Origin of the sequence: Pseudarthrobacter sp. B907 (genome assembly GCF_040137805.1) — a bacterium.
Classification (GTDB): Bacteria; Actinomycetota; Actinomycetes; order Actinomycetales; family Micrococcaceae; genus Arthrobacter.
On record NZ_JBEEQE010000023.1, the window covers coordinates 1,841 to 26,724 of the forward strand.

General features: G+C 67.6%; 25 protein-coding genes and 1 tRNA gene. 11 read left to right on the plus strand and 15 right to left on the minus strand.

All coding sequences use genetic code 11. From position 1 onward, the window contains the following. Nucleotides 1–22: 22 nt before the first annotated feature. Complete coding sequence (locus ABLI39_RS16255; protein WP_138767892.1) at nucleotides 23–277, minus strand: cell division protein CrgA; 255 nt, start codon at nucleotides 275–277, stop codon at nucleotides 23–25. A 311-nt stretch (nucleotides 278–588) separates the two neighbouring features. On the opposite strand from ABLI39_RS16255, the gene ABLI39_RS16260 reads away from it, so the two are divergent. Further along, a complete protein-coding gene (locus ABLI39_RS16260; protein ID WP_349414548.1) occupies nucleotides 589–1,230 on the plus strand; it encodes an anthranilate synthase component II in 642 nt (213 codons plus the stop codon). Nucleotides 1,231–1,260: 30 nt separating this feature from the next. On the opposite strand, the gene pknB is transcribed toward ABLI39_RS16260, so the two are convergent. The 7 genes from pknB to ABLI39_RS16295 are packed head-to-tail and all read right to left on the minus strand — an operon-like array spanning nucleotide 1,261 to nucleotide 10,863. After that, entirely contained in the window at nucleotides 1,261–3,234 is a 1,974-nt protein-coding gene (gene pknB / locus ABLI39_RS16265; RefSeq protein WP_349414550.1) for a Stk1 family PASTA domain-containing Ser/Thr kinase, read from the minus strand. Between the two features lie 5 nt (nucleotides 3,235–3,239). Beyond that, the gene (locus ABLI39_RS16270) at nucleotides 3,240–5,039 is read right to left on the minus strand and encodes a protein kinase domain-containing protein (RefSeq protein WP_349414552.1); all 1,800 of its coding nucleotides are present in this window, start codon (nucleotides 5,037–5,039) and stop codon (nucleotides 3,240–3,242) included. Further along, entirely contained in the window at nucleotides 5,036–6,493 is a 1,458-nt protein-coding gene (locus tag ABLI39_RS16275) for a peptidoglycan D,D-transpeptidase FtsI family protein (RefSeq protein WP_349414554.1), read from the minus strand. The genes ABLI39_RS16270 and ABLI39_RS16275 overlap by 4 nt, the downstream gene beginning before the upstream one ends. After that, a complete protein-coding gene (locus ABLI39_RS16280; RefSeq protein WP_349414556.1) occupies nucleotides 6,490–7,947 on the minus strand; it encodes an FtsW/RodA/SpoVE family cell cycle protein in 1,458 nt (485 codons plus the stop codon). Before ABLI39_RS16280 ends, ABLI39_RS16275 begins: the two co-directional genes overlap by 4 nt. Beyond that, nucleotides 7,944–9,638, minus strand: a complete 1,695-nt coding sequence (locus ABLI39_RS16285) for a PP2C family protein-serine/threonine phosphatase (protein ID WP_349414558.1) — start codon at nucleotides 9,636–9,638, stop codon at nucleotides 7,944–7,946. Before ABLI39_RS16285 ends, ABLI39_RS16280 begins: the two co-directional genes overlap by 4 nt. Nucleotides 9,639–9,640: 2 nt before the next feature. Further along, a complete protein-coding gene (locus ABLI39_RS16290) occupies nucleotides 9,641–10,123 on the minus strand; it encodes an FHA domain-containing protein FhaB/FipA (RefSeq protein WP_056736728.1) in 483 nt (160 codons plus the stop codon). Continuing rightward, the gene (locus ABLI39_RS16295) at nucleotides 10,120–10,863 is read right to left on the minus strand and encodes an FHA domain-containing protein (protein WP_349414560.1); all 744 of its coding nucleotides are present in this window, start codon (nucleotides 10,861–10,863) and stop codon (nucleotides 10,120–10,122) included. Before ABLI39_RS16295 ends, ABLI39_RS16290 begins: the two co-directional genes overlap by 4 nt. Nucleotides 10,864–11,259: 396 nt before the next feature. On the opposite strand from ABLI39_RS16295, the gene ABLI39_RS16300 reads away from it, so the two are divergent. Then, a tRNA-Leu gene (locus ABLI39_RS16300) sits at nucleotides 11,260–11,342 on the plus strand. A 54-nt stretch (nucleotides 11,343–11,396) separates the two neighbouring features. Here the strand turns inward: ABLI39_RS16300 and ABLI39_RS16305 are convergent. Further along, on the minus strand, nucleotides 11,397–11,951 hold the full coding sequence (locus ABLI39_RS16305; protein WP_349414562.1) for a hypothetical protein: 555 nt from the start codon (nucleotides 11,949–11,951) through the stop codon (nucleotides 11,397–11,399). A 243-nt stretch (nucleotides 11,952–12,194) separates the two neighbouring features. Between ABLI39_RS16305 and ABLI39_RS16310 the strand changes: the two genes are divergently transcribed. Then, nucleotides 12,195–13,019, plus strand: coding sequence for a DUF1206 domain-containing protein (locus ABLI39_RS16310; protein ID WP_349414564.1), 825 nt, complete (start codon nucleotides 12,195–12,197; stop codon nucleotides 13,017–13,019). On the opposite strand, the gene ABLI39_RS16315 is transcribed toward ABLI39_RS16310, so the two are convergent. Then, complete coding sequence (locus ABLI39_RS16315; protein WP_349414566.1) at nucleotides 13,016–13,717, minus strand: TetR/AcrR family transcriptional regulator; 702 nt, start codon at nucleotides 13,715–13,717, stop codon at nucleotides 13,016–13,018. The genes ABLI39_RS16310 and ABLI39_RS16315 overlap by 4 nt on opposite strands. A 168-nt stretch (nucleotides 13,718–13,885) precedes the next feature. Between ABLI39_RS16315 and ABLI39_RS16320 the strand changes: the two genes are divergently transcribed. From ABLI39_RS16320 to ABLI39_RS16335, 4 genes are all read left to right on the plus strand, one after another. Next, complete coding sequence (locus ABLI39_RS16320) at nucleotides 13,886–15,271, plus strand: flavin monoamine oxidase family protein (RefSeq protein ID WP_349414568.1); 1,386 nt, start codon at nucleotides 13,886–13,888, stop codon at nucleotides 15,269–15,271. Between the two features lie 54 nt (nucleotides 15,272–15,325). Next, complete coding sequence (locus ABLI39_RS16325) at nucleotides 15,326–16,240, plus strand: universal stress protein (protein WP_349414570.1); 915 nt, start codon at nucleotides 15,326–15,328, stop codon at nucleotides 16,238–16,240. Beyond that, nucleotides 16,237–17,763 (plus strand): APC family permease, encoded by a 1,527-nt coding sequence (locus ABLI39_RS16330; protein WP_349414572.1) that lies wholly within the window; start codon nucleotides 16,237–16,239, stop codon nucleotides 17,761–17,763. Before ABLI39_RS16325 ends, ABLI39_RS16330 begins: the two co-directional genes overlap by 4 nt. Nucleotides 17,764–17,904: 141 nt before the next feature. After that, nucleotides 17,905–18,387 carry a pyridoxamine 5'-phosphate oxidase family protein gene (locus tag ABLI39_RS16335; RefSeq protein WP_349414574.1) on the plus strand — a complete coding sequence of 161 codons (483 nt, stop codon included), beginning with the start codon at nucleotides 17,905–17,907 and terminating at the stop codon, nucleotides 18,385–18,387. Nucleotides 18,388–18,406: 19 nt separating this feature from the next. Here the strand turns inward: ABLI39_RS16335 and ABLI39_RS16340 are convergent, their stop codons facing one another. Together ABLI39_RS16340 and ABLI39_RS16345 are read right to left on the minus strand one after the other, a co-directional pair. Beyond that, nucleotides 18,407–19,045, minus strand: a complete 639-nt coding sequence (locus ABLI39_RS16340) for an NADPH-dependent F420 reductase (protein WP_349414576.1) — start codon at nucleotides 19,043–19,045, stop codon at nucleotides 18,407–18,409. Then, the gene (locus ABLI39_RS16345) at nucleotides 19,042–19,674 is read right to left on the minus strand and encodes a hypothetical protein (RefSeq protein ID WP_349414578.1); all 633 of its coding nucleotides are present in this window, start codon (nucleotides 19,672–19,674) and stop codon (nucleotides 19,042–19,044) included. The genes ABLI39_RS16340 and ABLI39_RS16345 overlap by 4 nt, the downstream gene beginning before the upstream one ends. A gap of 123 nt (nucleotides 19,675–19,797) precedes the next feature. On the opposite strand from ABLI39_RS16345, the gene ABLI39_RS16350 reads away from it, so the two are divergent. Further along, nucleotides 19,798–20,181 carry a VOC family protein gene (locus ABLI39_RS16350; protein WP_349414580.1) on the plus strand — a complete coding sequence of 128 codons (384 nt, stop codon included), beginning with the start codon at nucleotides 19,798–19,800 and terminating at the stop codon, nucleotides 20,179–20,181. Nucleotides 20,182–20,270: 89 nt separating this feature from the next. Here the strand turns inward: ABLI39_RS16350 and ABLI39_RS16355 are convergent, their stop codons facing one another. Continuing rightward, nucleotides 20,271–20,675 carry a DUF5997 family protein gene (locus ABLI39_RS16355; protein WP_138767873.1) on the minus strand — a complete coding sequence of 135 codons (405 nt, stop codon included), beginning with the start codon at nucleotides 20,673–20,675 and terminating at the stop codon, nucleotides 20,271–20,273. Nucleotides 20,676–20,764: 89 nt separating this feature from the next. Here ABLI39_RS16355 and ABLI39_RS16360 point away from each other — a divergent pair, with 89 nt between their 5' ends. Next, the gene (locus ABLI39_RS16360) at nucleotides 20,765–21,502 is read left to right on the plus strand and encodes a LysR family substrate-binding domain-containing protein (protein ID WP_349414582.1); all 738 of its coding nucleotides are present in this window, start codon (nucleotides 20,765–20,767) and stop codon (nucleotides 21,500–21,502) included. 19 nt (nucleotides 21,503–21,521) lie between these two features. Here ABLI39_RS16360 and ABLI39_RS16365 read toward each other — a convergent pair whose 3' ends face one another. Together ABLI39_RS16365 and ABLI39_RS16370 are read right to left on the minus strand one after the other, a co-directional pair. Further along, nucleotides 21,522–21,857 (minus strand): hypothetical protein, encoded by a 336-nt coding sequence (locus ABLI39_RS16365; protein WP_349414584.1) that lies wholly within the window; start codon nucleotides 21,855–21,857, stop codon nucleotides 21,522–21,524. Between the two features lie 64 nt (nucleotides 21,858–21,921). After that, nucleotides 21,922–22,608, minus strand: coding sequence for a GntR family transcriptional regulator (locus ABLI39_RS16370; RefSeq protein WP_349414586.1), 687 nt, complete (start codon nucleotides 22,606–22,608; stop codon nucleotides 21,922–21,924). A gap of 122 nt (nucleotides 22,609–22,730) precedes the next feature. Between ABLI39_RS16370 and ABLI39_RS16375 the strand changes: the two genes are divergently transcribed. Then, entirely contained in the window at nucleotides 22,731–23,489 is a 759-nt protein-coding gene (locus ABLI39_RS16375; RefSeq protein WP_349414651.1) for a LamB/YcsF family protein, read from the plus strand. Between the two features lie 45 nt (nucleotides 23,490–23,534). Beyond that, nucleotides 23,535–24,884 (plus strand): MFS transporter, encoded by a 1,350-nt coding sequence (locus ABLI39_RS16380; RefSeq protein ID WP_349414588.1) that lies wholly within the window; start codon nucleotides 23,535–23,537, stop codon nucleotides 24,882–24,884.

Genomic DNA, 24,884 nt, shown 5'->3' on the forward strand with positions numbered 1-24,884 from the left:
GCTGCGAAGAGGTCGAAATGCGTCAGGAGCGCCAGCGCGTCGTCATCAGGAAGCCCACGATGGCGATGCCGAAGCCGGCAACGATGTTCCACGAGGCCCAGTCCTTGACCGGGAAGGCGCCTTCGCTGATGTAGTACGTGATGATCCACAGCAGGCCGATGATCATCAGGCCGAACATGACCGGCTTGAACCACACGGGGTTCGGCTTGTAGGCCTGCGTCGCAGAAGTCTGCTGCGCCACGCGGGCAGTCCTCTTACGCGGCTTCGACTCTGGCACGGGTCCTCCTTGGCGGGCTGGACGAAAAGCGGATGGCTCTGCTTGATATCCTGCAGGGAGGAATAACCGGCAGCCATCACGCTTTTGGTCAGGTTTGGAATCCTAATCGCAGCCAATTCTAGCTGCAGTTCAGGCTGCACCCGCGTCGTGCCGGGAGCCACGCCGCCGCTGCCGCACCGGCCGCGGCTTCGGGTTGCGTCGGCGCTGGTCTTGCCGGCCGGGGAACTGGTATTGATGGTTTTGTTCCTGTTCCTCCGGATGGCGCAATCCAGCCCGTTCACTGTCTCGACGATTGGCACAGCAAGGCACCCATGAGCACAACGAAGATCCTGGTCGTGGACAACTACGACAGCTTTGTCTACACCCTGGTCGGCTACCTGCAGGAGCTCGGCGCGGAGACCACGGTGGTCCGCAACGACGACGTGACGCTGGCCGAGGCGATTGAGATGGCCGAAGCGCGCGACGGTGTGCTGATCTCGCCCGGGCCCGGAGCGCCGGCCGAGGCCGGGGTGTGCATCGAGCTGATCAAGTGGTGCGGCAGCCATAATAAACCGATGCTGGGTGTTTGCCTTGGGCACCAGGCGCTGGCCGAGGCCTACGGCGGCCGCGTCACCCATGCCCCCGAACTCATGCACGGCAAGACCTCGCTTGTGGAGCACCACGGCACGAGCGTGTTCACCGGCCTCCCGTCGCCTTTCACCGCGACGCGCTACCACTCGCTCGCGGCCGTGCGCGAAAGCATCCCGGAAGTCCTGGAGATCACCGCCGAGACGGGAACCGGCGTCGTGATGGGACTGCAGCACCGCACGGCCCCGTTGTGCGGAGTGCAGTTCCACCCGGAATCGGTGCTGACCGAGGGGGGCTACCTCATGCTGGGCAACTGGCTTGAATCCCTCGGAATGGCAGGCGCGGCGGCGCGGGCCGCGGACCTGAGCCCGCTGATCCAGCACTAACCACCGGCGTCAACGCCCGGGGAGTGGCCCCTAGGGGCCGGTGAAGCCGCCGAGCAGATTGTCAGCGCTGCCTTTGGTGTTCATCTTGGTCGACGACGGCGAGGGGGTCGGCGTCGGCGGGGGTGGCGGGGCCTTGGCCACGGTGATGGTGACCGTTTTGCCTTGTTCCACGGCGGCGTCCGCAGGATCGCTTTGCGCGGTCACCTTACCCGGTTCGACCTGGGTGTTTTCGACTACCTTGATGCTGGCAATGAGCCCGACGTTCTTCAACGCCGCCTCCGCCTCCGCCTGCGGGAGCCCGACCAGCTGTGGAACGGCCACCTTGCCGGTGGAGACGATGATTTCCACGGTGCTCCCCACAGCGACGTTTTGCCCCGGCGCGGGGTTGGTGGTGATGACCACGCCGGCCGCCACGTTGGGGCTGTTGTTCAGGGTGGTTTTCGGCGCTCCGGTCAGGCCGGTCCGGCGCAGCACGTCCCTGGCGTCCGCCTCGGTCCTGCCGGGCAGGTCCGCAGGGATTGTGATGACACTGGGGCCCTCGGAGATTTTGAGCGTGATTTCCGAATTGCGTTCCAGTGAACTGCCGGCCGTGGGTACCGTTCCGACGGCGGTTCCCTTGGGAACCGTCTCATGCTGGACCCGGCTCAGCTTCGGTTTGAGCCCGGCGTTGTAGAGCTTCTGCAGGGCCTCGGACTCGGTCAGGGACGCCACCGTGGGGACGTCCACCTTGGCCACCGGCGGCGGCTGCTGGTTGACCATGTTGTAGAGCCACAGTCCGCCGCCGGCGAGCACCAGCAGCGTGAATATCACGAGCGTGGCAATCCAGGTTCGACGGCGGGACTTCTGCTGGACGGTCGGCTCGCGCTCGGCCGGGAGGCTCAGCGGCAGACTTCCGGTGTCCGGAGGCACGTGGCTGCCGGACACCGCGGTGAGCGGCTCGTCGCTTTCCGCGAGGTGCGCCGGCGGGATGCCGGCGGCGGTGTCGTCAAGGAAAGCGGCGCCGGTCAGGGCGAAAGCGGCGGTGGGCGGCGCCTGATCCGGGGAGGCGACCGTGTTGTTCGGATCCGTGGGGCTCTCGCTGCGCGGCAGCGCGGCCACGGCAACGCCGCTGCGCGCGGCCCGAAGGGCCCGCCGGAAAGCCGCGGCGTCCTGGAAGCGGTCGGCACGGTTTTTTTGCAGTGCCTTGGCCAGCACACTGTCCAAGGCCTCGGAAACGTCGGGATTGAGGCTGCTGGCCGGGTCCGGGATCTCGCGGACGTGCTGGTAGGCCACCGAAACAGGACTGTCACCGATGAACGGCGGCCGCCCGGTCAGCATCTCGTAGAGCAGGCAGCCGGCCGAATACAGGTCACTGCGCGCGTCGACTGTTTCGCCGCGGGCCTGCTCGGGCGACAGATACTGGGCCGTGCCCACCACCGCCTGCGTCTGGGTCATGGTCGCCGAGGAGTCCGCCATGGCGCGGGCAATCCCGAAGTCCATTACTTTCACGCTGTTGGAGTCGGGGCAGAACATCACGTTGGCGGGCTTGATGTCCCGGTGCACGATGCCGGCCTTGTGGCTGTAATCCAGGGCCGAGAGCACGCCCAGGCTGTAGTCGATGGCCTGGTCGATGGTGACTTCCTTGGCCCTGATCAGGTCGCGGATGGTCTTGCCGGCCACGTACTCCATCACGATGTACGGCACGCGCACGGTGTCGTCGTGGCCGCCGGGGACGGCATGGTCCCCGGTGTCGAACACGGCGACGATTGAGGGGTGGTTCAGCGCGGCGACAGCCTGGGCCTCCCGCTTGAACCGGGCCTGGAACTGCGGGTCCCGGGCAAGATCCGGGCGCAGCAGCTTGATGGCCACCGTCCGTCCCAGCCTGGTGTCGACCCCGCGGAAGACGTCGGCCATCCCGCCGCGGCCGATCAGCTCACCCAGCTCATAGCGCCCGCTGAGGACGCGCTGGCTGGTCACCGGGCTGCTGTCCTCCCGGTGCGATGGGGTGCGGGGTGAAGTGGACACGGTGCCTACTTTGTTGTGCTGACGCTCGGCGCGGGAGAGGCCGGGGCGGCGGCGAGGTGGTAGATCACGACGGAGCCGGCAGCTACCTGCTTGCCGGAGGCGGGCTCGGAGCTCACGAAGGTGCCCTCCTGCTGGTTCTTTTTGCCGTCGACCGGGTCGCCCTTCTGCCAGCGCAGTCCGGCGGACTCGATCGCCCGCTGGACGGCCGCCTCGGTGGCACCCTGCTCCAGCGAGGGGACAGTCACCATTTCGGGTCCCTTCGAGTAGCTGACCGTGATGACGTCTCCGCGCTGGACGGGCCCGGAGGGATTGATATCGAGCACCGTGTTCGGGGCCGCGGGGTCGAACACCGGCGCGCCCTTGACCTGCAGGCCCATGCTGTTCAGTTCCGCCCGGACATCGTTGTAGGGCCGGCCTTTGTAGGCGTCCGGGAACAGGTTGATCGCAGCCGGCGTCGACTGCGTAGGCGTGGCGGAGCTGGACGTGGGGCTGGGGCTCTTGGAGGTCGGCGCGGCGCTTGTGGTGGTGGCTTTGGAACTCGTGGCGGCAGGGGACGACGGGAACAGGATCCCGGCCTGGGACAGGACGATTCCCATCAGGGCAAACAGCACCAGCAGGATCAGGGCGATCAGCGGCCAGGTCCACGGGCTGCGCCCCTTGCGGCGGGGTTCCTCCTCCGGCTCGTAGCCGTCGTAGTCCTCTTCCTCCTCGTGCGCCCAGTTCCGCTCGGCAGCCAGCGCATCAGCGCGGGACAGGGCGTTCCGGGCGCCGTAGCCGCTGGCCGCGGCGGCTCCCGCCGCCAGCCCGGCCGCTGCGCCGGCGCCGGCTGCACCGACCACCGGAAGCGCCGACGTCGACTTGTCCTCGGCCGCGCTGGCGCCGATGACACCCGTGGCGGCGGTGGGGACGTTCACCGGCGCAGTCATGGGACCGGTGGCCGCCTCGAAGAGCAGCATGCCGGGGACGGCCGCGTGCGCGGCCGCAATGTCGCCGTTGCGGATCGCGTCCGCAGCTTCGGCCAGTTTGATCGCGTCCGCCGGGCGGTTCTTGGGATCCTTGGCCAGCATCGACATCAGCAGGGCGCGGACCGGCCGGGGCAGGGTGTCCGGCAGCGGCGGCGGGGCGTCGTTGACCTGGGCCAGTGCGATCGCAATCTGGGATTCGCCGGAGAACGGGCGGTGCCCGGTGAGGCACTCGTAGCCGATGACGCCGAGGGAGTAGATGTCGGAGGCGCCGGTAGCAGTCTGGCCGGTGGCCTGTTCCGGGGCGAGGTACTGGGCAGTGCCCATGACCTGGCCGGTCTGGGTCAGCGGCACCTGGTCCGCGAGCCGTGCGATGCCGAAGTCGGTGACCTTGACCCGCCCGTCCGGGGTGATGAGCAGGTTGCCCGGCTTGATGTCGCGGTGCACCAGGCCCTGGGCGTGCGCAACAGACAAAGCCCGTGCCGTCTGGGAGATCATCGACAGGGTGCGGTCCGGTGAGAGTACCTGCTCATGCTCGATGATGCTGCTCAGCGGCTGGCCCGGGACGAGCTCCATCACAAGGTAGGCGGATCCCTCCTCCTCGCCGTAGTCGAAGACGTTGGCGATGCCGACGTGGTTCAGCAGGGCGGTGTGCCGCGCTTCGGCCCGGAAGCGCTGAAGGAAACCGGGGTCGCCGGTGTACTCCTCCTTGAGGACCTTGATGGCGACGATCCGGCCAAGGATTAGGTCCTTGGCCTTCCAGACTTCACCCATGCCGCCGATCGCAATGCGTGTGGTCAGCTGGAATCTGCCGCCGAGGGTGATTCCCGATGTAGGCCTCACTTATTCAACACCGCCTCAAAAATCTTCTTTGCGTTCGGACTGGTTAGCTGTGCGCCGGTGGTGATGTCTACGCCTTGCATAACAATCGTGACAGCCACCTGCGGGTCGTTGGCCGGGGCGAACCCGGTAAACCATGAGTTGTTCAGGCCAGTGCCGAGCTCGGCCGTGCCGGTTTTGCCGGCCACCTGGATGCCGGGCACCGCGGCACCGCGGCCGATGCCCTCGCTGACGACGCTGGTCATCCACTCGGTGATCTGGCGGGAGATTTCCGGGGTGGTGGAGGTCCGGAGCGTCTCCGGTTTGGGTTCGTCGATGATCCGCAGGTCCGGGGCCCTCAGGGTCTTGACCAGGCTGGGCTTCATCTGGACACCGCCGTTGGCAATCGCGGACGTCATCAGGTTGATCTGCAGCGGCGTGGCGCGCACGTCACGCTGCCCGATTGCCGACTGCGCGAGGCCGGCTGCATCCAGCGGCTCGCTCGGGAAGCTGCTCTTGGCAGATTCCAGCTTGAGCTGGTCGCCGAAGTCCTGCCCGAACCCGAACTTGGCCGCCTGGTCCGCGATCGCCTTCTGCCCGAGGTCCAGGGCGATCCGGGCGAACGGCGTGTTGCAGGACTGCTGCAGGGCGAACGCGAAGGTGGCCGTGTCCCGGGTGTAGCAGTTGCCGCCGGCGTAGTTCGGCAGCTTGTACTGGATGCCAGGGAACGGCATCTCGGCCGGGTTGGGCAGCACGCTGTCCTTGTTGTACTTGCCCGAGCTGAGGGCCGCGGCCGTGTCGATGATCTTGAAGACGGACCCGGGGGCCAGCAGCGCGCCGGTGGGGCCGCTGACGGACTGGTTCAGGTTGATGCCGGGGATCTTGTTCAGGGCGGTGATGTTGGCCGCCTCGGCGTCGGCATCCTGGGTGGCAACCAGGTTGGGGTCGTACGAGGGCTTGGAAACCATGGCCAGGATGGCGCCGGTCTTCGGGTTGGTCACCACGATCGACCCGCGCTGGCCCTCCGGAATCAGGTCGTAGGCGAGCTTCTGGATCTTCGGATCGAGCGTGAGCTCAACCGAGGCGCCCTTGGGCTGGTTGCCGAGGAACAGCTGGCCCACCCGGTCCAGGAACAGCTGGTCGGAACTGCCGGAGAGCTGGTCCTTCATGGCCAGTTCCATACCGGTCAGGCCGTAGTTCTTGGAGAAATAGCCCGTGATACCCGCGTAGAGCTCCGGCTGGGTGTAGCGGCGCTGGAACTGGCAGCTGTCGTTGCCCGGCTCCGACAGCGCCACAGGGGTGCCGCCGACGATGAGCGAACCCCGGTCGTTGCAGTAGGTCTGGAGCAGGGTGCGCTTGTTCCAGGCGTTGGCTTTGAGCTCGTCCGCTCCGACCACCTGGACATAGCTGAGCGCGCCGAAGATCAGCGCGAACATCGCGATCGCGGCGATCCAGGAGTTGCGAATGGCCTGGTTCACAGGTGTTTCACCGCCTCGGTGGGAGCTTCTGGACTGGTTCGGGCACTGCGGGCCGGGGCCGTGGCGGGCTTCGGCGGCAGGGAAGGTGTGTCCTTCTTCGCGTCAGGGTCCTGGGCCGGCGGGAGCGGGGTGGTGTCCACCGGGCCGCGGGCGGTGTGCGAGATCATCAGCAGCAGCCCGACGATGATCCAGTTCGCCAGCAGCGAGGATCCGCCGGCGGCCAGGAAGGGCGTGGTCAGGCCGGTGAGCGGGATCAGGCGTGTGACGCCGCCGATCACCACGAAGCACTGCAGCGCAATCGCGAAGGACAGCCCGGTGGCGAGCAGTTTGCCGAAGGCGTCCCTGGTGCCGAGCGCGGCCCGGAAGCCGCGGGTGAAGAGCAGCAGGTACATCAGCACGATCGCGAAGATGCCGATCAGTCCCAATTCCTCGCCGAAGGAGGCAACAATCATGTCGCTGTTCGCGAAGGGGACGAGGTTGGGGCGCCCCTGCCCAAGGCCGGTGCCCACAAGGCCGCCGTTGGCCATGCCAAACAGGCCCTCGACGATCTGGCGGCTGCCGCCAAATTGCCGATCGTAGACCTCGGGTGTAAAGGCGTTCACCCAGCCGTCGATCCGCAATGCCACGTGGGAGAAGACCTTCGAGGCGACGAAGCCGCCGGCCGCCATCAGCACGATGCCGATGATGACCCAGCTGATCCGGCTGGTGGCAACGTAGATCATCACCAGGAACAGGCCGAAGAACAGGATCGAGGTTCCAAGGTCCCGCTGGAAAATCAGCACGCCGATGCTCACCAGCCAGGCCGTAATCATCGGACCCATGTCCTTGAACCGAGGGAACTGCACGGGACCGATCTTGCGGCCGGCGAGCAGGATCAGGTCGCGGTTGGAGGACAGGTACCCCGCGAAGAAGATGGCGAGCGTGACCTTCGCGAGTTCGCCGGGCTGGAACGTCATGGATCCCAGCTTGATCCAGACGCTGGCGCCCAGGACCTCGCCGGCGGAGATCCCCGGGACCAGCGGAAGGATCAGCAGCACCGCGCTGACCGCAAGCGAAATATAGGTGAAGCGGCGCAGGAGCCGGTGGTCCTTGAGGATGAAGATCACCGCGATGGCCACGGCCATGGCCACGAGGGTCCAGCGCAGCTGGTTGTTTCCGGTGTCCTCGTTGACCCGGTCCAGGCGGTGGATCATGGCCAGGCCGAGGCCGTTGAGGGCCACGACCAGCGGAAGTATTACCGGATCGGCATATTTAGCACGGAGGCGGAGGACCACGTGGAAGGCCAGCGCCGCGGCGGCGAGCAGCCCGGACTGGAACCAGAAGTCCGTGTCGAAGGCTTTCTGACGGTCGACGCCGACAAGGGCGTTCGCGCCGATACCCACCGCGAGGGCGAGGATCAGCAGGACCAGCTCGGCGTTGCGGCGCGGCCGGGGGGTGGGGTCGATAGGCGTCATTTGGCCCCCTCGCAATTGGTCGGGGCCGGCGACGGCGTGGCTGAGCCGGATGGTGCGGGGGCCGCGGCCGAGCCCGAGGGCGCGGCAGGGGTAGGCGTTTGGCCGCTGGCGCTCGGCGCGGGAGAGGGCGTCAGGCACTCGTCGGCCGGCGCCGTCGTGCCGGTGCGTTCGAGGTTCTTGACGATCCGCTGCGCGTCATAGAGGTCCCGGGCGGGAACTGTCTGGCGGACACGCTGCTGGGAGAACTCTGGCAGGTCGGACATCCGGATCTCAGTCACTGTCTCGAGGGTGGAAAGCGGAATGGGCCCGAGGCGCTGTGACACCCCGTTGAAAATGGCGACGCGCTGGTCGTGCTCACCGATGTAGTACCTCGTCTGCGTCCACGCGTAGCCGAGCCAGAGACCGATGCCCAGGACGGCGACGATGGCCGCGGCGATCGAGATCGTCAGCCAGCGCCGGCGTTTGACCGGGGGCTTGTACTCCTCGACTTCGTCCTTGTCCTGTTCCGCCTTGTGCGTCAGCACGGTGGCGGCGCGGCGGGCCACGGTCCGCCCGGCGATCGAGGGAATCGAGCCGGATTCGGCGGCGGTTGCTGCGGCGCCCACCAGCTCGTGCGGCCGGGTGGACAGTTCCTCGCGCAGGACCTCGGCGGACAGGTGCTCGCCGAGGTTCGGGTCGGTGGAGGGCTGGGGTTCCTTGGCCCGCTCGGCCCCGGATTCCGGGTTCTTCGCGTCCGCGTCGCCGGGCTTCCCCGTCAGGGCGCCTGCGGCGGCGTTGCCGGCAAAGGTGCTGCCGGGGCTGCCCGTCGGCGGCGCCTTTGCGGCAATGGGCGCCTGAGGTGCCTGTGCCGTGCCGGTGACGGCGGCCGGGGCGGGGACGACCTCGACGGCGGCGGTGTTGACGTCGTCGGGCGTCTGTTCCGCGATGTCCACCATCACGACCGTCACGTTGTCGGGGGAGCCGGCCTCGAGGGTGAGGTCAACAAGCTTTTCGGCACATTCGCGCAGGCTCTTGGTCTCGCGCACGGTGCGTTCAACAACATGGCCGGCGACGTAGTTCAGCCCGTCGGAGCAGAGCAGCCAGCGTTCGCCGGGTTCGACGCCGAGGACGTCCAGGTCGAGTTCGGGGCTGGCATCGACGTCGCCGAGCACGCGCATCAGAACATTCTTGTGCGGGTGGGTCTCCGCCTCTTCGGGGCGCAGCCGGCCCTCGTCGATGAGCCGCTGGACAAAGGTGTGGTCCACGCTGACCTGTTCGAAGGTGCCGTTGCGCAGCCGGTAAGCGCGCGAATCGCCGATGTGCGCGAAGTGGAGCTTGCCCCCGGCCAGCAGCAGTGCCGTGACCGTGGTTCCCATCCCGGCCAGTTTCGGGTTGATGTGGACCAGTTCGGAGAGCAGCGAGTTGGCGGTCTGGATCTCGTCCGCCAGTACCGTGTCGGCTTCACCGGCCTCGCCGTCGTAGTCGTCGCGGTCGAGGTGGATCATGTCCAGGACGGTGGCCGCCGAGGCCACGTCACCGCCGGCGTGCCCGCCCATGCCGTCGGCGACGACGGCGAGGTGGCGGCCCACGTAGGCGGAGTCGTCGTTCTTCGACCGCACGCGCCCGACGTCGGAACGCGCGGCATAACGCATGATGAGCGGCCGCTTCGGGGCAGTTGCTGCCTTGTCTGCGGGAGTCTCGGGGGCAGCCATGGCTACGGCCTCAATTCAATGACCGTCTTGCCGATTCTCACGGGGACACCCAGCTCAACCGGAAGTGCCCGGGTGAGCTGTTGATCTGCCAGATACGTGCCGTTGGTGGAACCGAGGTCCTCGATGAACCAGCGGCTGCCCTGCGGGAACAGGCGGGCGTGCCGGCCGGAGGCGTAGTCGTCCTCCAGGACCAGGGTTGCTTCCTGGGCGCGGCCGAGCAGGATAGGGCTCGCGGCCAGCGGAAGGGTGGTGCCTTTAAGCGGTCCTTCGGTGACGACGAGCTGGCGGGCCTGCTGTTTCACCGGGGCCGGGGCGGGCTCGGCCAGAGCGGGATTGCGGCGCACCTGGCGAGCCGTTGGGGCGCCGGCGGCGGCTTTGCGACCGATCATCAGGTCGCGGCGCATGGCGGAAACGATGCTGAAAATGAGCACCCAGAGCAGGATCAGGAAACCAAAGCGCAGGGCGGTGATTGTCAGTTCACTCACGGGCGGCCGCCCGGGTTGGCGGGCAGAAGGCGGAAGATGATTTTGGTCCGTCCCATCGTGATCGTGGCGCCGTCGGTGAGTTCCGAACTGCCCACAATTTTGTGGCCGTTCACGTAGCTGCCGTTCGTAGACCCCAGGTCGATTGCCTGTGCGGTGCCCTGGCCCGTGCGGATTTCCAGATGGCGGCGGGAAACTCCCGTGTCATCGATCAGGATGTCCGCTTCGGAGGAACGGCCCAATACGACGGAGGGAGCATTCAGCGAATAGCGCTGGCCGTCGATGTCCAGCACCGGCTGAAGGCGCGCGGGCTGGCGGGTCGGGGCGGCCGGCATGGCGCCCTGGGCCCCAGGCTGCGCCGGAGCTCCGCCCGCCTTCTCGGTCCGGGACTTGATCTCGAAATCGCCCGCGCGGCGCTCTTCGTCGCGGCGGAAACTGATACGGACCGGGCCCTGCAGGGTGTAGCCCTGGCTGCGGACGTGGTTGATCACGACGTCGCAGAGCTCTTCGGCAAGCGGGGTGCCCCATTCCTGGGCCCGCTGGAAATCGTCACCACTGAGGAGGACATCGAAGACGTTGGGAGCCAGGGTGCGTCCCGCGGCAATGGTCAGTGCCTTGTTATCCACTTCGCGGCGGAGGTGGCTGGCGATCTCGACGGGTTCAACCTGGGCGCGAGAACCGGTGGAGAAGACTCCGCGGACGGCCTTTTCGATGCCGCGCTCGACTTTGTCCAGCAAGCCCATGGTCCTTCTCCTTTCCTGACGGCTGCGGTGCAGCGTTTGTTCCGGAACTCGGTTTCCAACATTCGCGGGAGTCCGCCGTATTCGGGCACTCCTACATCAGATACTACTGGGCAAGGCTGGGAATGACCTTAATGAGCCCCGCCGTCCCGGCCGTGAAATTTGCCCCGGACCTGCGCTGACGTGCGCCGATGTCCGGGCTGCGGCGTGCGCGGCGCGAGGAAGGGACCCCGGGGTACCGGCTGCCGCCGGACCCGGAGCCGGTCCGGATTTCCGGGCCGTTTTGCGCCTCGGATGCCCGATTGGTGTTTTCCCGCAGTTGTCCGTTATGCTTGATCTCGCTGCTTTTACGAGGTTGATGGTCCGGAATACGGCCTTCAGCTGGGTGAAAGAAGTTGCGCGCGAGTGGCGGAACGGCAGACGCGCTGGCTTCAGGTGCCAGTGTCCGAAAGGGCGTGGGGGTTCAAATCCCCCCTCGCGCACGCAAATGAAAAGAACCCCGGTCTTCGGACCGGGGTTCTTTTTTGTTTCCGGCCTCAGTGCGGAACGACGGACATCGGCAGGCCGAAGTTGTTCCCCACGGGGGTGATGCTGTCGAGCTGCCAGCCCTGCGCGGACGCCTTGAACGTCGCAATCTGCGGCAGGGAGTAGCTTTCCGGGACGTTGCTGGGCCCGCTAGCCGCCGAGGCCTGGTGCTGCTCCGTCAATTCCTTGAAGCGGACGGTCGCTTCGGTGCCACTCGACTCTGTCGACTCCACGGTCACGGTGGTTGAAAAGGATGTGTACCAGAACCCGAATGATTTGAAGCGCGCCTTCGACTCGGTGACCACCGGCAGGTCCCGTTCGCGCTTGGCCCGGTAGGCCGCCGTCGCCTTCCCCTCCGGCAACCGCGGGGCCGGCGGAAGATCCATGGCAACACCGTTGCGGTCTTCGACCGCCGTCTGGATGATGGCCGCAAACTCGGCTGACGAGGGCGTGGACACCGCGGCCGCCGCCAGGGCCGGCCCGGCACTGGGCGGTCCGGCGTTCGGCTGGCAGCCGGCCAGGGCGAGCCCGAGCAACGCCGCTACGACGACACTTCTTCTGCTCATCACCGAGCGCCAAAACCTCATTGGTCCCCAATCCAAGAGTTGATTATTGCCGCCACCCTAGCCCGGCCCGCCCCCGCAGGCCAGCAAGAGGGTGCCGTCGGGCGGGGGATGTCTTCGCCGGGCCACCCGGGTCTGTCCGGACGCCCGGGGACGGATCTACACTGAAGCATTCCGCGACGCCGGCGGCCCGGCCGCTGCTGAGCGGGCCACAGGAAATCAGGTTCTCACCGGGAAGGTCTGGCCATGGGCAATGCCTCGCAGAAGGCAAATCGGGCGGTATCCGAGGCAGCGTCGGCGAGCCGAAGCCCGGCCCTGCAGATGCTGGCGCGCGCCGGCTACGTGTTTATCGGGCTGGTCCACATCCTGGTAGGCGCCATTGCCCTGCAAATCGACCGGGGCCAGGGTGGCCAGGCCGACCAGTCGGGGGCGATCGGCTCACTGGCCTCGAAACCGGGAGGCCCGGTCCTGCTCTGGGCGGGGTTCGCCGCCTGCGCCGCGCTGGCCCTCTGGATGGTGGGCGAGGCCGTGTTCGCAGCCCGGTCCGAAACCGAGTCAAAGAAGAAGCTGCAAGAGGCAGCCTCGGCTGCGGGGAAGGCCGTGGTGTTCGGTGTTCTGACCTTTACCTTCGCGGTCTTCGCCACGGGCGGCAGCAAAAGCTCCAGCCAGTCGGCAAGCGACTTCACCGCCAAGCTCATGGCGGCGCCTGCCGGTGTGGTGCTGCTGACCGCCCTGGGACTGGCGATCATCGGCGCCGGCGTCTACTACGTCTACCGCGGTGTCACGCGGAAGTTCATGGAGGACCTGCAGGATCCGGGCAAGGCCCGCACCGCGGTCGAATGGATCGGAACGGTGGGCTATGCCGCCAAGGGGGTAGTGCTCGCCCTCGTCGGCATTCTCATCATTGTCGCCGCGGCCACCGCGGATCCATCGAAATCCACCGGCCTGGACGGCGGCCTCAAAACCCTCGGGTCCCAGCCGTACGGCGTGTTTCTGCTCGCCGCGGTTGCGGCGGGGCTGGTCGCTTATGGCCTCTACTCCATGGCCCGCGCCCGCTACGGCAAGTTCTAGGCTGGACTTGACGCGCGCAGCGCGCCGAACCCGGCGATCAGAGCCTCGAGCCCCAGGCTGAAAGCCACATCTGCCTGGTTCGCGTAACCCTGCTCGCCCATGCTGGCCACCGCGGCGGTGAAGTTCGGCGTCGAGGCCGCCAGGGTGCCGGCGTCGAAGATGTCCGCCGGGGCCGTCACGTCGTAGGCGGAGCCGAAGATGAAGGATTCCAGGGCCACGATGGCGGCAATGATGCGCTCCTGCGGGAAGCCGGCCCGGCGGAACCCTGCACTGACGGTCTCGTACATGGCGAGGGTCTTCGGCGCGTCGGCCACCGGAAGCACCGCAATCACGGGGATCAGCGGCGTGTGCCGGGAGAAAACGTCCCGGTAGCTCCAGGCCCATTCCCGGACGGCCTGCTCCCAGGGCTCGGTTTCGAAGGCCGAGACATCCACGAACGACGTCAGGTGGTCCTGGATGAGGACCAGCACCTCCCGTTTGGAGGAGACATGGTTGTAGATGGCTGACGGTGCCACATTCAGTGACCGGGCCAGGGCGGCCATGGTGAATCCGTCATAGCCGCTCTTGCGGACCAGCCGCAGCGCGGCGGCCGTGATGCCGTCCAGGTCAAGGACGGCCGCAGGGGGCCGGCCCACGCGGCGGCGTTGCTTGGCGTCGGGGCGGTGCGGCTCCGCGGTGGCGCTGGTGGCTGCCGGCATTCCGGGCCTTTCTACTGGGCTGTCCTCTGGACCATTCCACCGGATTATTCCACCGAAGGCGACTTTGCGCCGGGTCTTCCCTCTCTCCAGCGTTGCCGCTATAGTCGTCCTAAATGAATGACATTCATTTAGTGGCCTGCATCACGCCGCGGCCACAGAGAGGACATCATGCTTGAACTTGACCGCGACGTCGTCATCGTTGGAGCCGGCCCCGCCGGCCTGACCGCTGCCCGGGAGCTGCGGAAGGCGGGCCTGAGCGTCGCTGTGCTGGAAGCGCGCGACCGCGTGGGCGGCCGGACCTGGACGGACACCGTCGACGGCGCCATGCTGGAGATCGGCGGCCAGTGGGTCTCGCCGGACCAGACCGCACTGCTTGGGCTTCTCAAGGAGCTCGGCCTGAAGACCTACGACCGCTTCCGAGAGGGACACTCGGTCTACATCGGCGCCGGCGGCAAGCGCACGCTGTACACCGGGGAGACCTTCCCGGTCGGCGACACCACGGCGGCCGAAATGGACAAGCTGACACAGTTGCTGGACTCACTCGCCGCGGAAATCGGCGCCGCCGAACCGTGGGCCCACCCCAAGGCCCGTGAGCTGGACACCATTTCCTTCCATCACTGGCTGCGCGCGAACTCCTCGGATGAGGAAGCCTGCAACAACATCGGCCTGTTCATCGCCGGGGGCATGCTGACCAAGCCCGCGCACGCCTTCTCCGCCCTGCAGGCGGTCCTGATGGCGGCGTCGGCCGGGTCCTTCACGAACCTCACCGATGAAGACTTCATCCTGGACAAACGCGTCGTCGGCGGCATGCAGCAGGTCTCGCTGCTGCAGGCAGCGGAACTGGGCGACGACGTCGTCCTCTCCAGTCCGGTGCGCACGGTCAACTGGGAGGAGAGTGCCGCCGGCCACCGCGTCACTGTGGTCTCGGACCGCGCCACCGTGAACGCCCGTTTCGTGATCATGGCCGTCCCGCCGAACCTCTATTCCCGTGTCTCCTACAACCCGCCGCTGCCGCGCCGCCAGCACCAGATGCACCAGCACCAGTCCCTGGGCCTGGTCATCAAGGTACACGCCGTCTACAGCACCCCGTTCTGGCGCGAAGACGGGCTGTCCGGAACCTGCTTCGGGGCCGACGCCCTGGTCCAGGAGGTCTACGACAACACCAACCACGGGGATCTCCGCGGCACCCTGGTGGGCTTCGTCTCGGACGAAAAAGCGGACGCCATGTTCGAGCTCAGCGCCGGGGAACGCCGCCGCGCCATCCTCGAATCCATCGCGGGCTTCCTGGGCGAGAAGGCCCTCGAGCCGGAGGTCTACTACGAGTCCGACTGGGGCTCCGAGGAATGGACCCGCGGCGCGTACGCCGCCAGCTACGACCTCGGCGGCCTGCACCGGTACGGCAAGGACCAGCACACCCCGGTGGGGCCGATCTACTGGGCCTGCTCCGACCTCGCGGCCGAGGGCTACCAGCACGTCGACGGCGCCGTGCGGATGGGGCGCGCGACGGCGTCCCGGATCGTCGCCGCCGCAGACCGCACCCCGGCCGCGCGCTAGAGCCAAATTCCTATCCACAAACCCCTAGCCCAAACAACCAGAGAGGTCGGCCAGATGCGTTACGTAGTGGGGTATTCAGCCAATGACAGAGGCCGCGATGCCATCAACCTGGCCGTCTCCCTGGCCCGCGGCCGCGGAGCAGGCCTGGACCTGGTGGTGGCCATCCCGGACGCCGGGGTCTTCAACGCGGCCCACGCCCCCGCCGCCGGCTATGAGAGCTACCTGCACCAGCAGGCCGGCGAATGGCTCGACGAAGCGCTGGCCCTGGTGCCCGCGGACGTCCCGGCCAAGGCCCACATCCGCAGCGGTGAATCCGATGCGCAGACCCTGATCGAGGCCTGTGACGAGTTCCAGGCGGACATGCTGATCATCGGCGCCACGAGCAACGGGCTGTTTAAGCGCTTCTCCGTCGGGTCTGTGGCCAGTGCCTTGCTGCACGCCGCCACCGTCCCGGTGGCACTGGCCCCGCACGGCTACCACCGCCGCGATGCCCTGACCCGCGTCAGCTGCGGACTCGGGGACCGCCCGGGCGCGGAAAAGCTGCTGGACTTTGCCGTCTCCATGGCAGTGAACCGGGAGGTGCCGCTGCGGGTCGTCTCGCTGCTGACCCTGGACGACGGGGACTCGGCGGAGGCTGCCGAGGCCGCCCGCGCCTACGCCACCACACACCTCGCGGCAGCCCTTCCGGCGGATGCCCCGGACGGCACGCCGGCGTCGAAGGCCGACGTCGTCGTGGCCCAGGGCCGCAGCGTCGAAGAGGCGGTGGACCGGCTCGAGTGGGAGTCCGGCGAGGTCCTGCTGATCGGCTCGAGCCGGCTTGCCCGCAACCGCTCCATCTTCCTCGGCAGCACCGCGAACCGCATCCTGCGCGCCCTGCCGGTGCCGATGATCGTGGTCCCCAGCGACTACGAACTCAAGAACTTGTCCCATTCAACGTCGAATGACACCTCCCGAGAGGCACGAGCATGAGCACCGAACACGCGACCTCCAAGGCCGCACACACCGAGCAGCGCCACGGCCTGAGCGAAAAAGGACTGAAAGCCGGATCGGTGGGCCTGATCGGCGCCGTCGTCATCGGTGTCTCCTGCATCGCCCCGGCCTACACCCTGACCGCCGCCCTGGGCCCGACGGTCTCCGAGGTCGGCGTCCACCTCCCGGCGATTTTCCTCGTGGGCTTCCTCCCCATGCTGCTGGTGGCCTTCGGCTACCGCGAGCTGAACAACGCCATGCCCGACGCCGGCACCTCGTTCACCTGGGCGTCGCGGGCGTTCGGCCCGTGGATCGGCTGGATGGGCGGCTGGGGGCTGATCGCAGCGACCATCATTGTGCTCTCCAACCTGGCGGCCGTCGCCGTCGACTTCTTCTACCTCATGCTGGCGCAGCTCTTTGGCAACCCGGAGCTGGCGGACCTGACCACCAACCTGCCGCTCAACATCGCCACCACGCTGGTCTTTATCGCCCTCGCCTGCTGGATCTCCTACCGGGGCATGGAGACCACCAAGACCGTCCAGTACGTCCTGGTCGCCTTCCAGCTGCTCGTTCTGGGCTGGTTCGCCGTCGCCGCTTTCAGCCACGTGGCCAACGGCACCGCCTTTGATGCCACCGCCATCGCGCCGGACTGGTTCAACCCCTTCGCCGTCGAGTCTTTCTCCGCCTTCGCGGCCGGCGTTTCGCTTTCCATCTTCATCTACTGGGGCTGGGACGTGACGCTGACCATGAACGAGGAGACCCGTAACCCGGAGAAGACACCGGGCCGCGCCGCCACCGTGACGGTCCTGGTCATTGTGATCATCTACATGACGGTCGCGCTGTCCACGCTGGCCTTCGCCGGCATCGGCGAAGAGGGCCTCGGCGCCGGAAACCCGGAGAACCAGGGCAGTATCTTCGCCGTCCTCGCCGGGCCCGTGATGGGACCGTTCGCGATCCTGATGTCGCTGGCCATCCTCAGCAGCTCGGCCGCGTCGCTGCAGTCCACCTTTGTGTCCCCGGCGCGCACCCTCCTGTCCATGGGCCACTACAAGGCGCTGCCACACAAGTTCGGCCGGATCAGCCCCAGCTACAAGTCGCCGAGCTATGCCACCATTGCCTCGGCCGTGGCGGCCGCCGCGTTCTACGTCGTCACCCGGACCCTGTCCGAGAACGCCTTGTGGGACACAATCACGGCGCTCGGCATGATGATCTGTTTCTACTACGGCATCACCGCCCTGGCCTGCGTCTGGTTCTTCCGCGCCCAGGCCTTCAGCGGCGCGCACTCGTTCTTCTTCAAGTTCCTGGCCCCGCTGCTGGGCGGCGTCATCCTGCTGGTGATGTTCGTCAAGACCGCCTACGACTCGATGGACCCCGGGTACGGCTCCGGTTCCTCCGTCGGCGGGCTGGGCCTGGTCTTTATCCTGGGCATGGGCGTCATCCTGCTTGGAGCGGTGCTCATGCTGGTCATGGCGAGGCTGCGCCCGGAATTCTTCAGGGGCCAGGTGTTGTCCCGGGGCCACTGACCGGATTCGTTCCTGCCGGCAACCGGCGCCGAAGGTCCCCCTCCGCCAGCTTTTGGGTGTGCATCTTGAAAAGTAAGCACACTTATCAATAGGCTGGCGGGAGGGGGACCTACCCCGTTGGATCAAGGACGAGGTGAGCGCATGTCGGACGCACAGGACATCAGCAAGGTGACGGAAATCATCAACGATTCGCGGATCGGGATGTTCACCACCATCAACGAAAAGGGCGCACTCGTCAGCCGGCCGCTGGCCGTCCAGGACGTCGAGGCCGACGGCGACATGTGGTTCTTCACGTCGGCAGACACCTCCCAGGTCGCCCACATCAGCGCCAATCCCACGGTCAATGTCTCCTTCGGGAGGCGTACGGAGTGGGTTTCCGTGGCCGGCACGGCAGAGGTGGTCACGGACCGGCAGGAAATCCGCGACCGGTGGAACCAGGCAGTTGAGGCGTGGTTCCCGGACGGCCCGGAAACCCCGGAGGTGGTGCTGCTGCACGTGGATTCGGATTCGGCCGAGTACTGGACCAGCCCGGGCGGAACCGCCGCGACCGTCTTGCAGTGGGTGAAGTCGAAGGTCACAAACAGCCGGATGAGCGTCGGCGAAAGCGGGACGGTCGAGCTCTAGTTGTGCCGGTTGGCGCTGCTCAGTCGAGGATCTTGAGTGCCGTTCCCCAATTGAAGGACTCGTAGGCCGGATTCAACTGCAGCCCCACCACCAGCAGTTGCATCCCCTCCAGCTCGCGGGCGTGTCGCAGCGCCCCGACCTGGAGGGGCCGGAGTCCTGCCGCAGCGACGAAGGCCGCCACCTCGTTCCGGGCCGCCTCCGAGTCGGAGGCGATAAAGACGTCCAGCGGCATACCCTTCGCTGAGCCCTCGGCGAGGGTGCCGGCGAACGTCGTGTTGAATGCCTTGACCACCCGGGCGCCGGGGAGGAGCTTGGCCACCTCTTCCGCCGCGGATGTTCCCGGTTCGACCACCAGCGAGTCGCCGGTCTCCATGTCGACGGGGTTGCTGATCTCGATCACTGTCTTGCCGCTGAGCGTGTCGCCGTAGTGCGTGGCGACCTCCTTGGCTGGCTCGAAGTAGAGGGCCAGGACCACAATGTCTCCCTCGGGCACATCGCCCAGGCCCCCGGACGTCGTCGCGGATCCAAGCTCCGCCGCGAGTTTCGCGGCGTTGTCAGGGCTCCGGTCCAGGACCTGAACGGACCTTCCGGCCGCCACCGCCCGGAGGCCGATCGCCCGGGCCATGTTGCCGCTGCCGATAATCGTGATGTCAGTCATCGTGCCCCCTCAGAAGAAATGTGCAGTTCTGTGGAATCGTGCCGCGCGCCCGCGGCGCGCTCGGCCTTGGCCAGGGCCCGCTCCAGCCGGTCGACGGCGGAGGAGTAGCCGCCGGAGGCCGGGCCGCGTCCGGCCCAGGTGCGCTGCTGCTCGGCCGCTTTCATGGCCTTGAGCATGGCGGAGGTTTCCGGCCGGCGCGGATCACTCATCGCCGGGAAGTCGATGCAGAAGGCGGGGTCCAGCTCGTAGCGCCGCCATCGTTCGAGGGCCTCACGGTGCCGCTCGGCCGCGGCTGCGTCGGCGGCCGACGCGTCCCGGGCGGCCCGCCGGACCTCCCGCCAGCGGAACAGGTGTGGTGTCAACCGGTAGCTGAGGGCGGCCGCTGCAACGGCGAGGGCGGTGAGCAGTAGACCGGTCGGAGGGGACGCCAGCGACGGGAGGAGGACCGCGGGGGCGATGATGGCGAGTCCAGCGAAGCCGTCCCAGAACACCGCATCCGGCAGGCCGCCGTCGGACGCCTGGTGCTTTCGCGCGAGGTAGACCGACCCGGCCGCGGCGGCCATCACGAGGAGGGCGACGGGCAGGATCTGCAGGGCCCACAGCGGACCGGATCCCGACAGTGACGGCATCGCGCACCTCCTGCGGAACCCGTCCCGGGCGGGCACTGTTCCGCTGATTCCATTGGAATCCATCGCGGCCGGGCCGTCAATGGCCGGTTCCCGGGCGCACCGGCCTCGCGTACCCTAGGGCGCATGCGACTAAAAATGTGCAGCATCCACGTCAAGGACCCGGCGTCCGCCCATGAGTTCTACACCGGCATTTTGGGCTTCGAAACACTCATGGCGCTGCCGGAACACAACCTCTACATCATCAAGGATCCGGCCGGCGCGGGAGGCGGCTCAGTGGGGCTGCTGCTGGAACCCAGTGACAATCCGATCGGCGCGGCCTACATGAACGCCTGCCACGATGCGGGCCTGCCGGCGATTGTCTTTGGCGTGCCGGACGTGCGGGCCGAGTACGAGCGGCTGGCGGCGAAGGGCGTGATCTTCCAGGGTGAACCCTCGGAGGGCCCCGGCGGCACGAGTGTCGTGCTCGACGACGGCTGCGGAAACTACGTCCAGCTGCACCAGGACTAAACACCGGTACACCGCCGTTTCGACGGTTCCCTGCCGGCAGGGCGGTTGGCAGCGTCGAGTGGGCACGTAACCGTCGAAACGGCGGCGGCCTACTCGGCCTTGGCGCGGGCCTTCTTGGCGTCCTTCTTCGCGGCCTCATCCTTGACGCGCTGGGCTTCGGCGCGGACGGCGGCGTGGGTGGCGCGCTCGGCGACCAGCCACGCCGGGGGAGCCTGCAGCAGCGCGGTGATTTCCGCCGTCGTCAGCGCTTCCTCGACGCCGCCGCGGGCCAGGCCGCTGATGGAGACGTTGAGCTTCTGCGCGACAACGGGGCGCGGGTGCGGGCCGGTGCGGCGCAGCTCGGCCAGCCACTCCGGCGGGTTGGCCTGGAGCTCGGCGAAATCAGCGCGGGTGATAACCGAATCCTGGAACTCCTGGGGTGTTGCGGGCAGGTAGATACCAAGCTTCTTGGCAACGGTGGCCGGCTTCATGGACTGGGAGTTCGCAGAGGTCATACTTCAAGGGTATCCGGCGGGATGCGCGCAGGGCACCAATCTGGTGCCGGACCGGCAGCGGCCCCCGGTACTGGCGGTACTGTGAACATGTGTCCGCAGAAGAAGAAACCGCCCAGTCCCACGACGATTCGCTGCCCGAGACGCGGGAGCTGAGCTTCGCCTACGTGGCCGGTGTGACGCCCGGCAAGTGGATCCGCCGCTGGGAAGAGCGGATGCCCGACGTTCCGCTGCGCTCCTTTATGTCCGACGACGGCGCCCAGCTGGCAGTGCTCCGCGACGGCTCCGCGGACCTGAGCTTCGTCCGGCTGCCGGTGGAGCGCGAGGGCCTCAGCGTCATCCCGCTCTACGAGGAGCAGCCCGTGGTGGTGGCGCCCAAGGGCCACGAGATTTCCGTGTTCGAGGAGGTGTCGCTGGCGGACCTGGCTACCGAGACGTTCCTGGATGTTGCTGCCCTGGGCGGACCCGAACCGGCCCTGCAGGTAGTTGCCAGCGGCGCGGGCCTGGTGGTCTTGCCGATGTCTGTGGCGCGCCACTTCAACGTCAAGGACACGGTGGCCCGGAAGCTGACCGGGGCGCCCACCACGGAAATCGCCCTGGCCTGGCCGAGCGACTCCACCGACGAGGTGATCGAGGAGTTCATCGGGATCGTCCGCGGCCGCACCGCGGCGAGTTCCCGGCAGCCGTCGGCGCAACAGGAGAAGCCCAAACGCGAGCCGAAACCGGACCGGCGCGGCCCCGCGGTGAAGAAACCCAAGGTCGCGCAGCGCTACGCACCGAACCCGGACAAGGGCCGCGGCAAGGGCTCCCGGAAAAAGGGCAAGCGCTAGCAGTTGTTCCGAGCTGCGGCTACTTGGCGCAGGCGTCCTGCAGGGCCTTGACCGAATCGGCCGGCACCTGGTCGCCCGAGTCCGCGATCTGCTTGAGCGGCGTGGTGATCTCCGCGGGCAGTCCGGCCGCCTGGGCGCCCGAGACGAGGCCGCCCAACGCCTTCTTGTCCGAGGCGCTGACCAGGCCGTCGGCCACCAGGGAACACGCCTGCTTCTTGAGCTCGTTGCCGGCTGCGGTGGCAACCTGGGAGGCACCGTCGCTGACTGCCTTGTCGGTGGCCTGCTGCACCTGGCCGCAGCCGGACAGGGTGATCGCGAGGACGGCAAGGGAGGCGGCGGCGAGGGTGCGTTTCATGATTCCACCCTAGCAAGGGCCCCCGAAGCCGCCACCGGCCGCGGGTCCTGCGGCAGGCGCCGGCTTACTCCCCGTGGACGGCGCTCTGCTTTTGTTCCGAGCGGTCGAGGTAGGCCAGCAGGAGGTCCGCGGCGCGGTCCGGTTCGCCGGCTTCCAGCGCGGCGCAGATCTGTTCGTTGTCGGCCAGGTAGCTGCGGTAGAAGTGCGCATCCACGGTGGCCTTGTGGAAAAACAGCCGCATCTCGGCGAGTACCTGGGACATGATGGTGTCCAGCCGCCGGCTCCCGGCCAGGGCCACAATCGCGCGGTGGAAGTGCTGGTTCGCGGTGCCCAGGGCCTCCTCGTCGTCGGCGTCCGCCGCCGCCCTGCCTTCCTCGACCGCGGCGCGGACTGCTGCCACCTGCTCCGGGCTGCCCCCGCCGCGCAGGGCCGCGACCTCGACGGCGCGCCGCACGGTGTACACATCGTGGATGTCGCCGGGGGCCAGGCTGGCGACAAAGACCCCGCGGTTGGGGTGCCGGACCACCAGCCGTTCCGCAGCCAGTTCGGCAAAGGCCTCCCGCACGGTGTTGCGGGAGACGCCGAGGTCTTCGGCAATCGTCGACTCGGTCAGCCGGGTGCCCGGCAGCAGCACGCCGTCGGCCAGCTGCTGGCGCAGTTCCGCCGCGACCCGGTCCGCCACCGACGGGACGGCAATGCGCAGGCGGGCCGCGGCCGCGAGGGCGCGGGGGCCGGCGTCGGAAGTCGTCATAGTGCCGAATCTACACGATTGTCCCGAAAGGGAATCGTCGGATTGTTGAACAATTCGACGAGATAGTGCATCCTTGAAGTGGCCAAGCATTGAGACGAGGATCACACATGGCAACTACCGGGCTGACCACCATCGACCTGAACAGCGACGTCGGCGAGTCTTACGGACGCTGGAGCCTCGGCGACGACACCGCGATGTTCCGCTCCGTATCGAGCGCCAACGTTGCCTGCGGTTTCCACGCCGGGGACCCTTCCGTCATCCGGAAGACCTGCCGCGAAGCGGTCGCAGCCGGCGTTGTGATCGGCGCCCACGTCGGCTACCGCGACCTTGCCGGTTTCGGCCGCCGCTTCCTGGACATCGACCCGGTCGAACTGGCGGACGACGTCGTCTACCAGATCGGTGCCCTGCAGGCGCTGGCCGCCGCGGAGGGCGGCAGGGTCAGCTACGTCAAGCCGCACGGCGGCCTCTACAACGCGATCGTCGCGCACACCGCGCAGGCGAAGGCCGTCGTCGACGCCGTGAAGTCCGTCGATCCGAACCTGGCCATCCTGGGCCTGCCGGGCTCGGAAGTGCTCCGCCTGGCCGAGGCCGCCGGGCTGCGCGCCGTCACCGAAGCCTTCGCGGATCGCGCCTACAACCCGGACGGCACCCTGGTGTCCCGCACGCTCCCCGGAGCCGTGCTGCACGACCACACAGAAGTCACCGAGCATGTGCTCCGGATGGCCACGGACTCCGCTGTCCGCACCATCAACGGCTCCCTCCTGAAGATCCGGGCCGAAAGCATCTGCGTCCACGGCGACTCCCCGGGAGCCGTCGCCATGGCAGCCGCCGTCCGCGAGGCGCTCAACGCCGCCGGCATCGGCACCGCCCCCTTCGTCTAAGCACACCCACCCAGCACAGGCACCACCCGCAACTGGAGGAACATCATGACCACACCCAACCAGGCCGTTCCGGCCGCCGGAAAGAATGCTGGGAAGAGGAACCTGCCGCCCGGTGCCCTCAAGGCCTACATCGCAAGCCTCACCGGCACCTCGCTGGAGTACTACGACTTCGCGATCTACTCCGTGGCCTCGGCACTGATCTTCCCCAAGATCTTCTTCCCCGTGGGGGATGAGCTGGTGGGCCTGCTGCTGTCCTTCTCCACCTTCGCCGTCGGTTACCTCGCCCGCCCCATCGGTGGTGTGGTCTTCGGCCGGCTCGGCGACAAGATCGGCCGCAAGCACGTCCTGGTGGTCACCCTGATGCTGATCGGCGTCGCCACCGTGCTCATCGGCGTGCTGCCCGACTACTCCGCGATCGGCGTCGCAGCCCCGGCGATCCTGGTGCTGCTGCGCCTGGCGCAGGGCATCGGCGTCGGCGGTGAATGGGGCGGGGCCGTGCTGCTCTCCAGTGAATTCGGCGACGCGCGCAAGCGCGGATTCTGGTCCTCGGCCGCCCAGATCGGACCGCCCGCCGGCAACCTGATGGCCAACGGCGTCCTGGCCCTGCTCGCTGCGACCCTCAGCAACGAAGCGTTTCTGTCCTGGGGCTGGCGCGTGGCCTTCCTGGCCTCCGCCCTGCTGGTGGTCTTCGGCCTCCTGATCCGGCTCAAGCTGGAGGAAACCCCGGTCTTCAAAGCCATCCAGGCCCACGGCGAGGCCTCCAAGGCCCCCATCAAGGAAGTCTTCACCAAGGAACCCCGCGCCCTGCTGGCCGCCGCCCTGTCGCGCATCTGCCCCGACGTGCTCTATTCCCTCTTCACTGTCTTTGTGGCCCTCTACGCCACCAAGCAGCTGGGCATGACCACCGGCAATGTGCTGGGCGCCATCCTCATCGGCTCGGCCTTCCAGCTCGCCCTGATCCCCGCAGCCGGCGCACTCACGGACCGGTTCAACCGCCGCCTCGTCTACGGCATCGCCGCTGTCGGCACGGCCCTCTACATCCCGCTGTTCTTCCTCATGATCCAGGGCAAATCGGTGCTGATGCTGACCATCGGCGTCGTGATCGGCCTGGCGCTCCACGCCTTTATGTACGGACCGCAGGCGGCCTACATCACCGAGCAGTTCCCCGCCCGGCTGCGCTACGCCGGCAGCTCGCTGGCCTACACCCTGGCCGGCGTGATCGGCGGCGCCGTCGCCCCGCTGATCTTCACGGCACTCTTCGCCGCCACCGGCAACTGGTTCCTGATTGCCGGGTACCTAGCTGTGTCCGCCGTGGTGACCGTGGTGGGCCTGGCCATCGGCCGGAACCCGCAGACCAGCGAGGAAGAGCGGCTGCTGCAGGACGCCCGCGCCTAG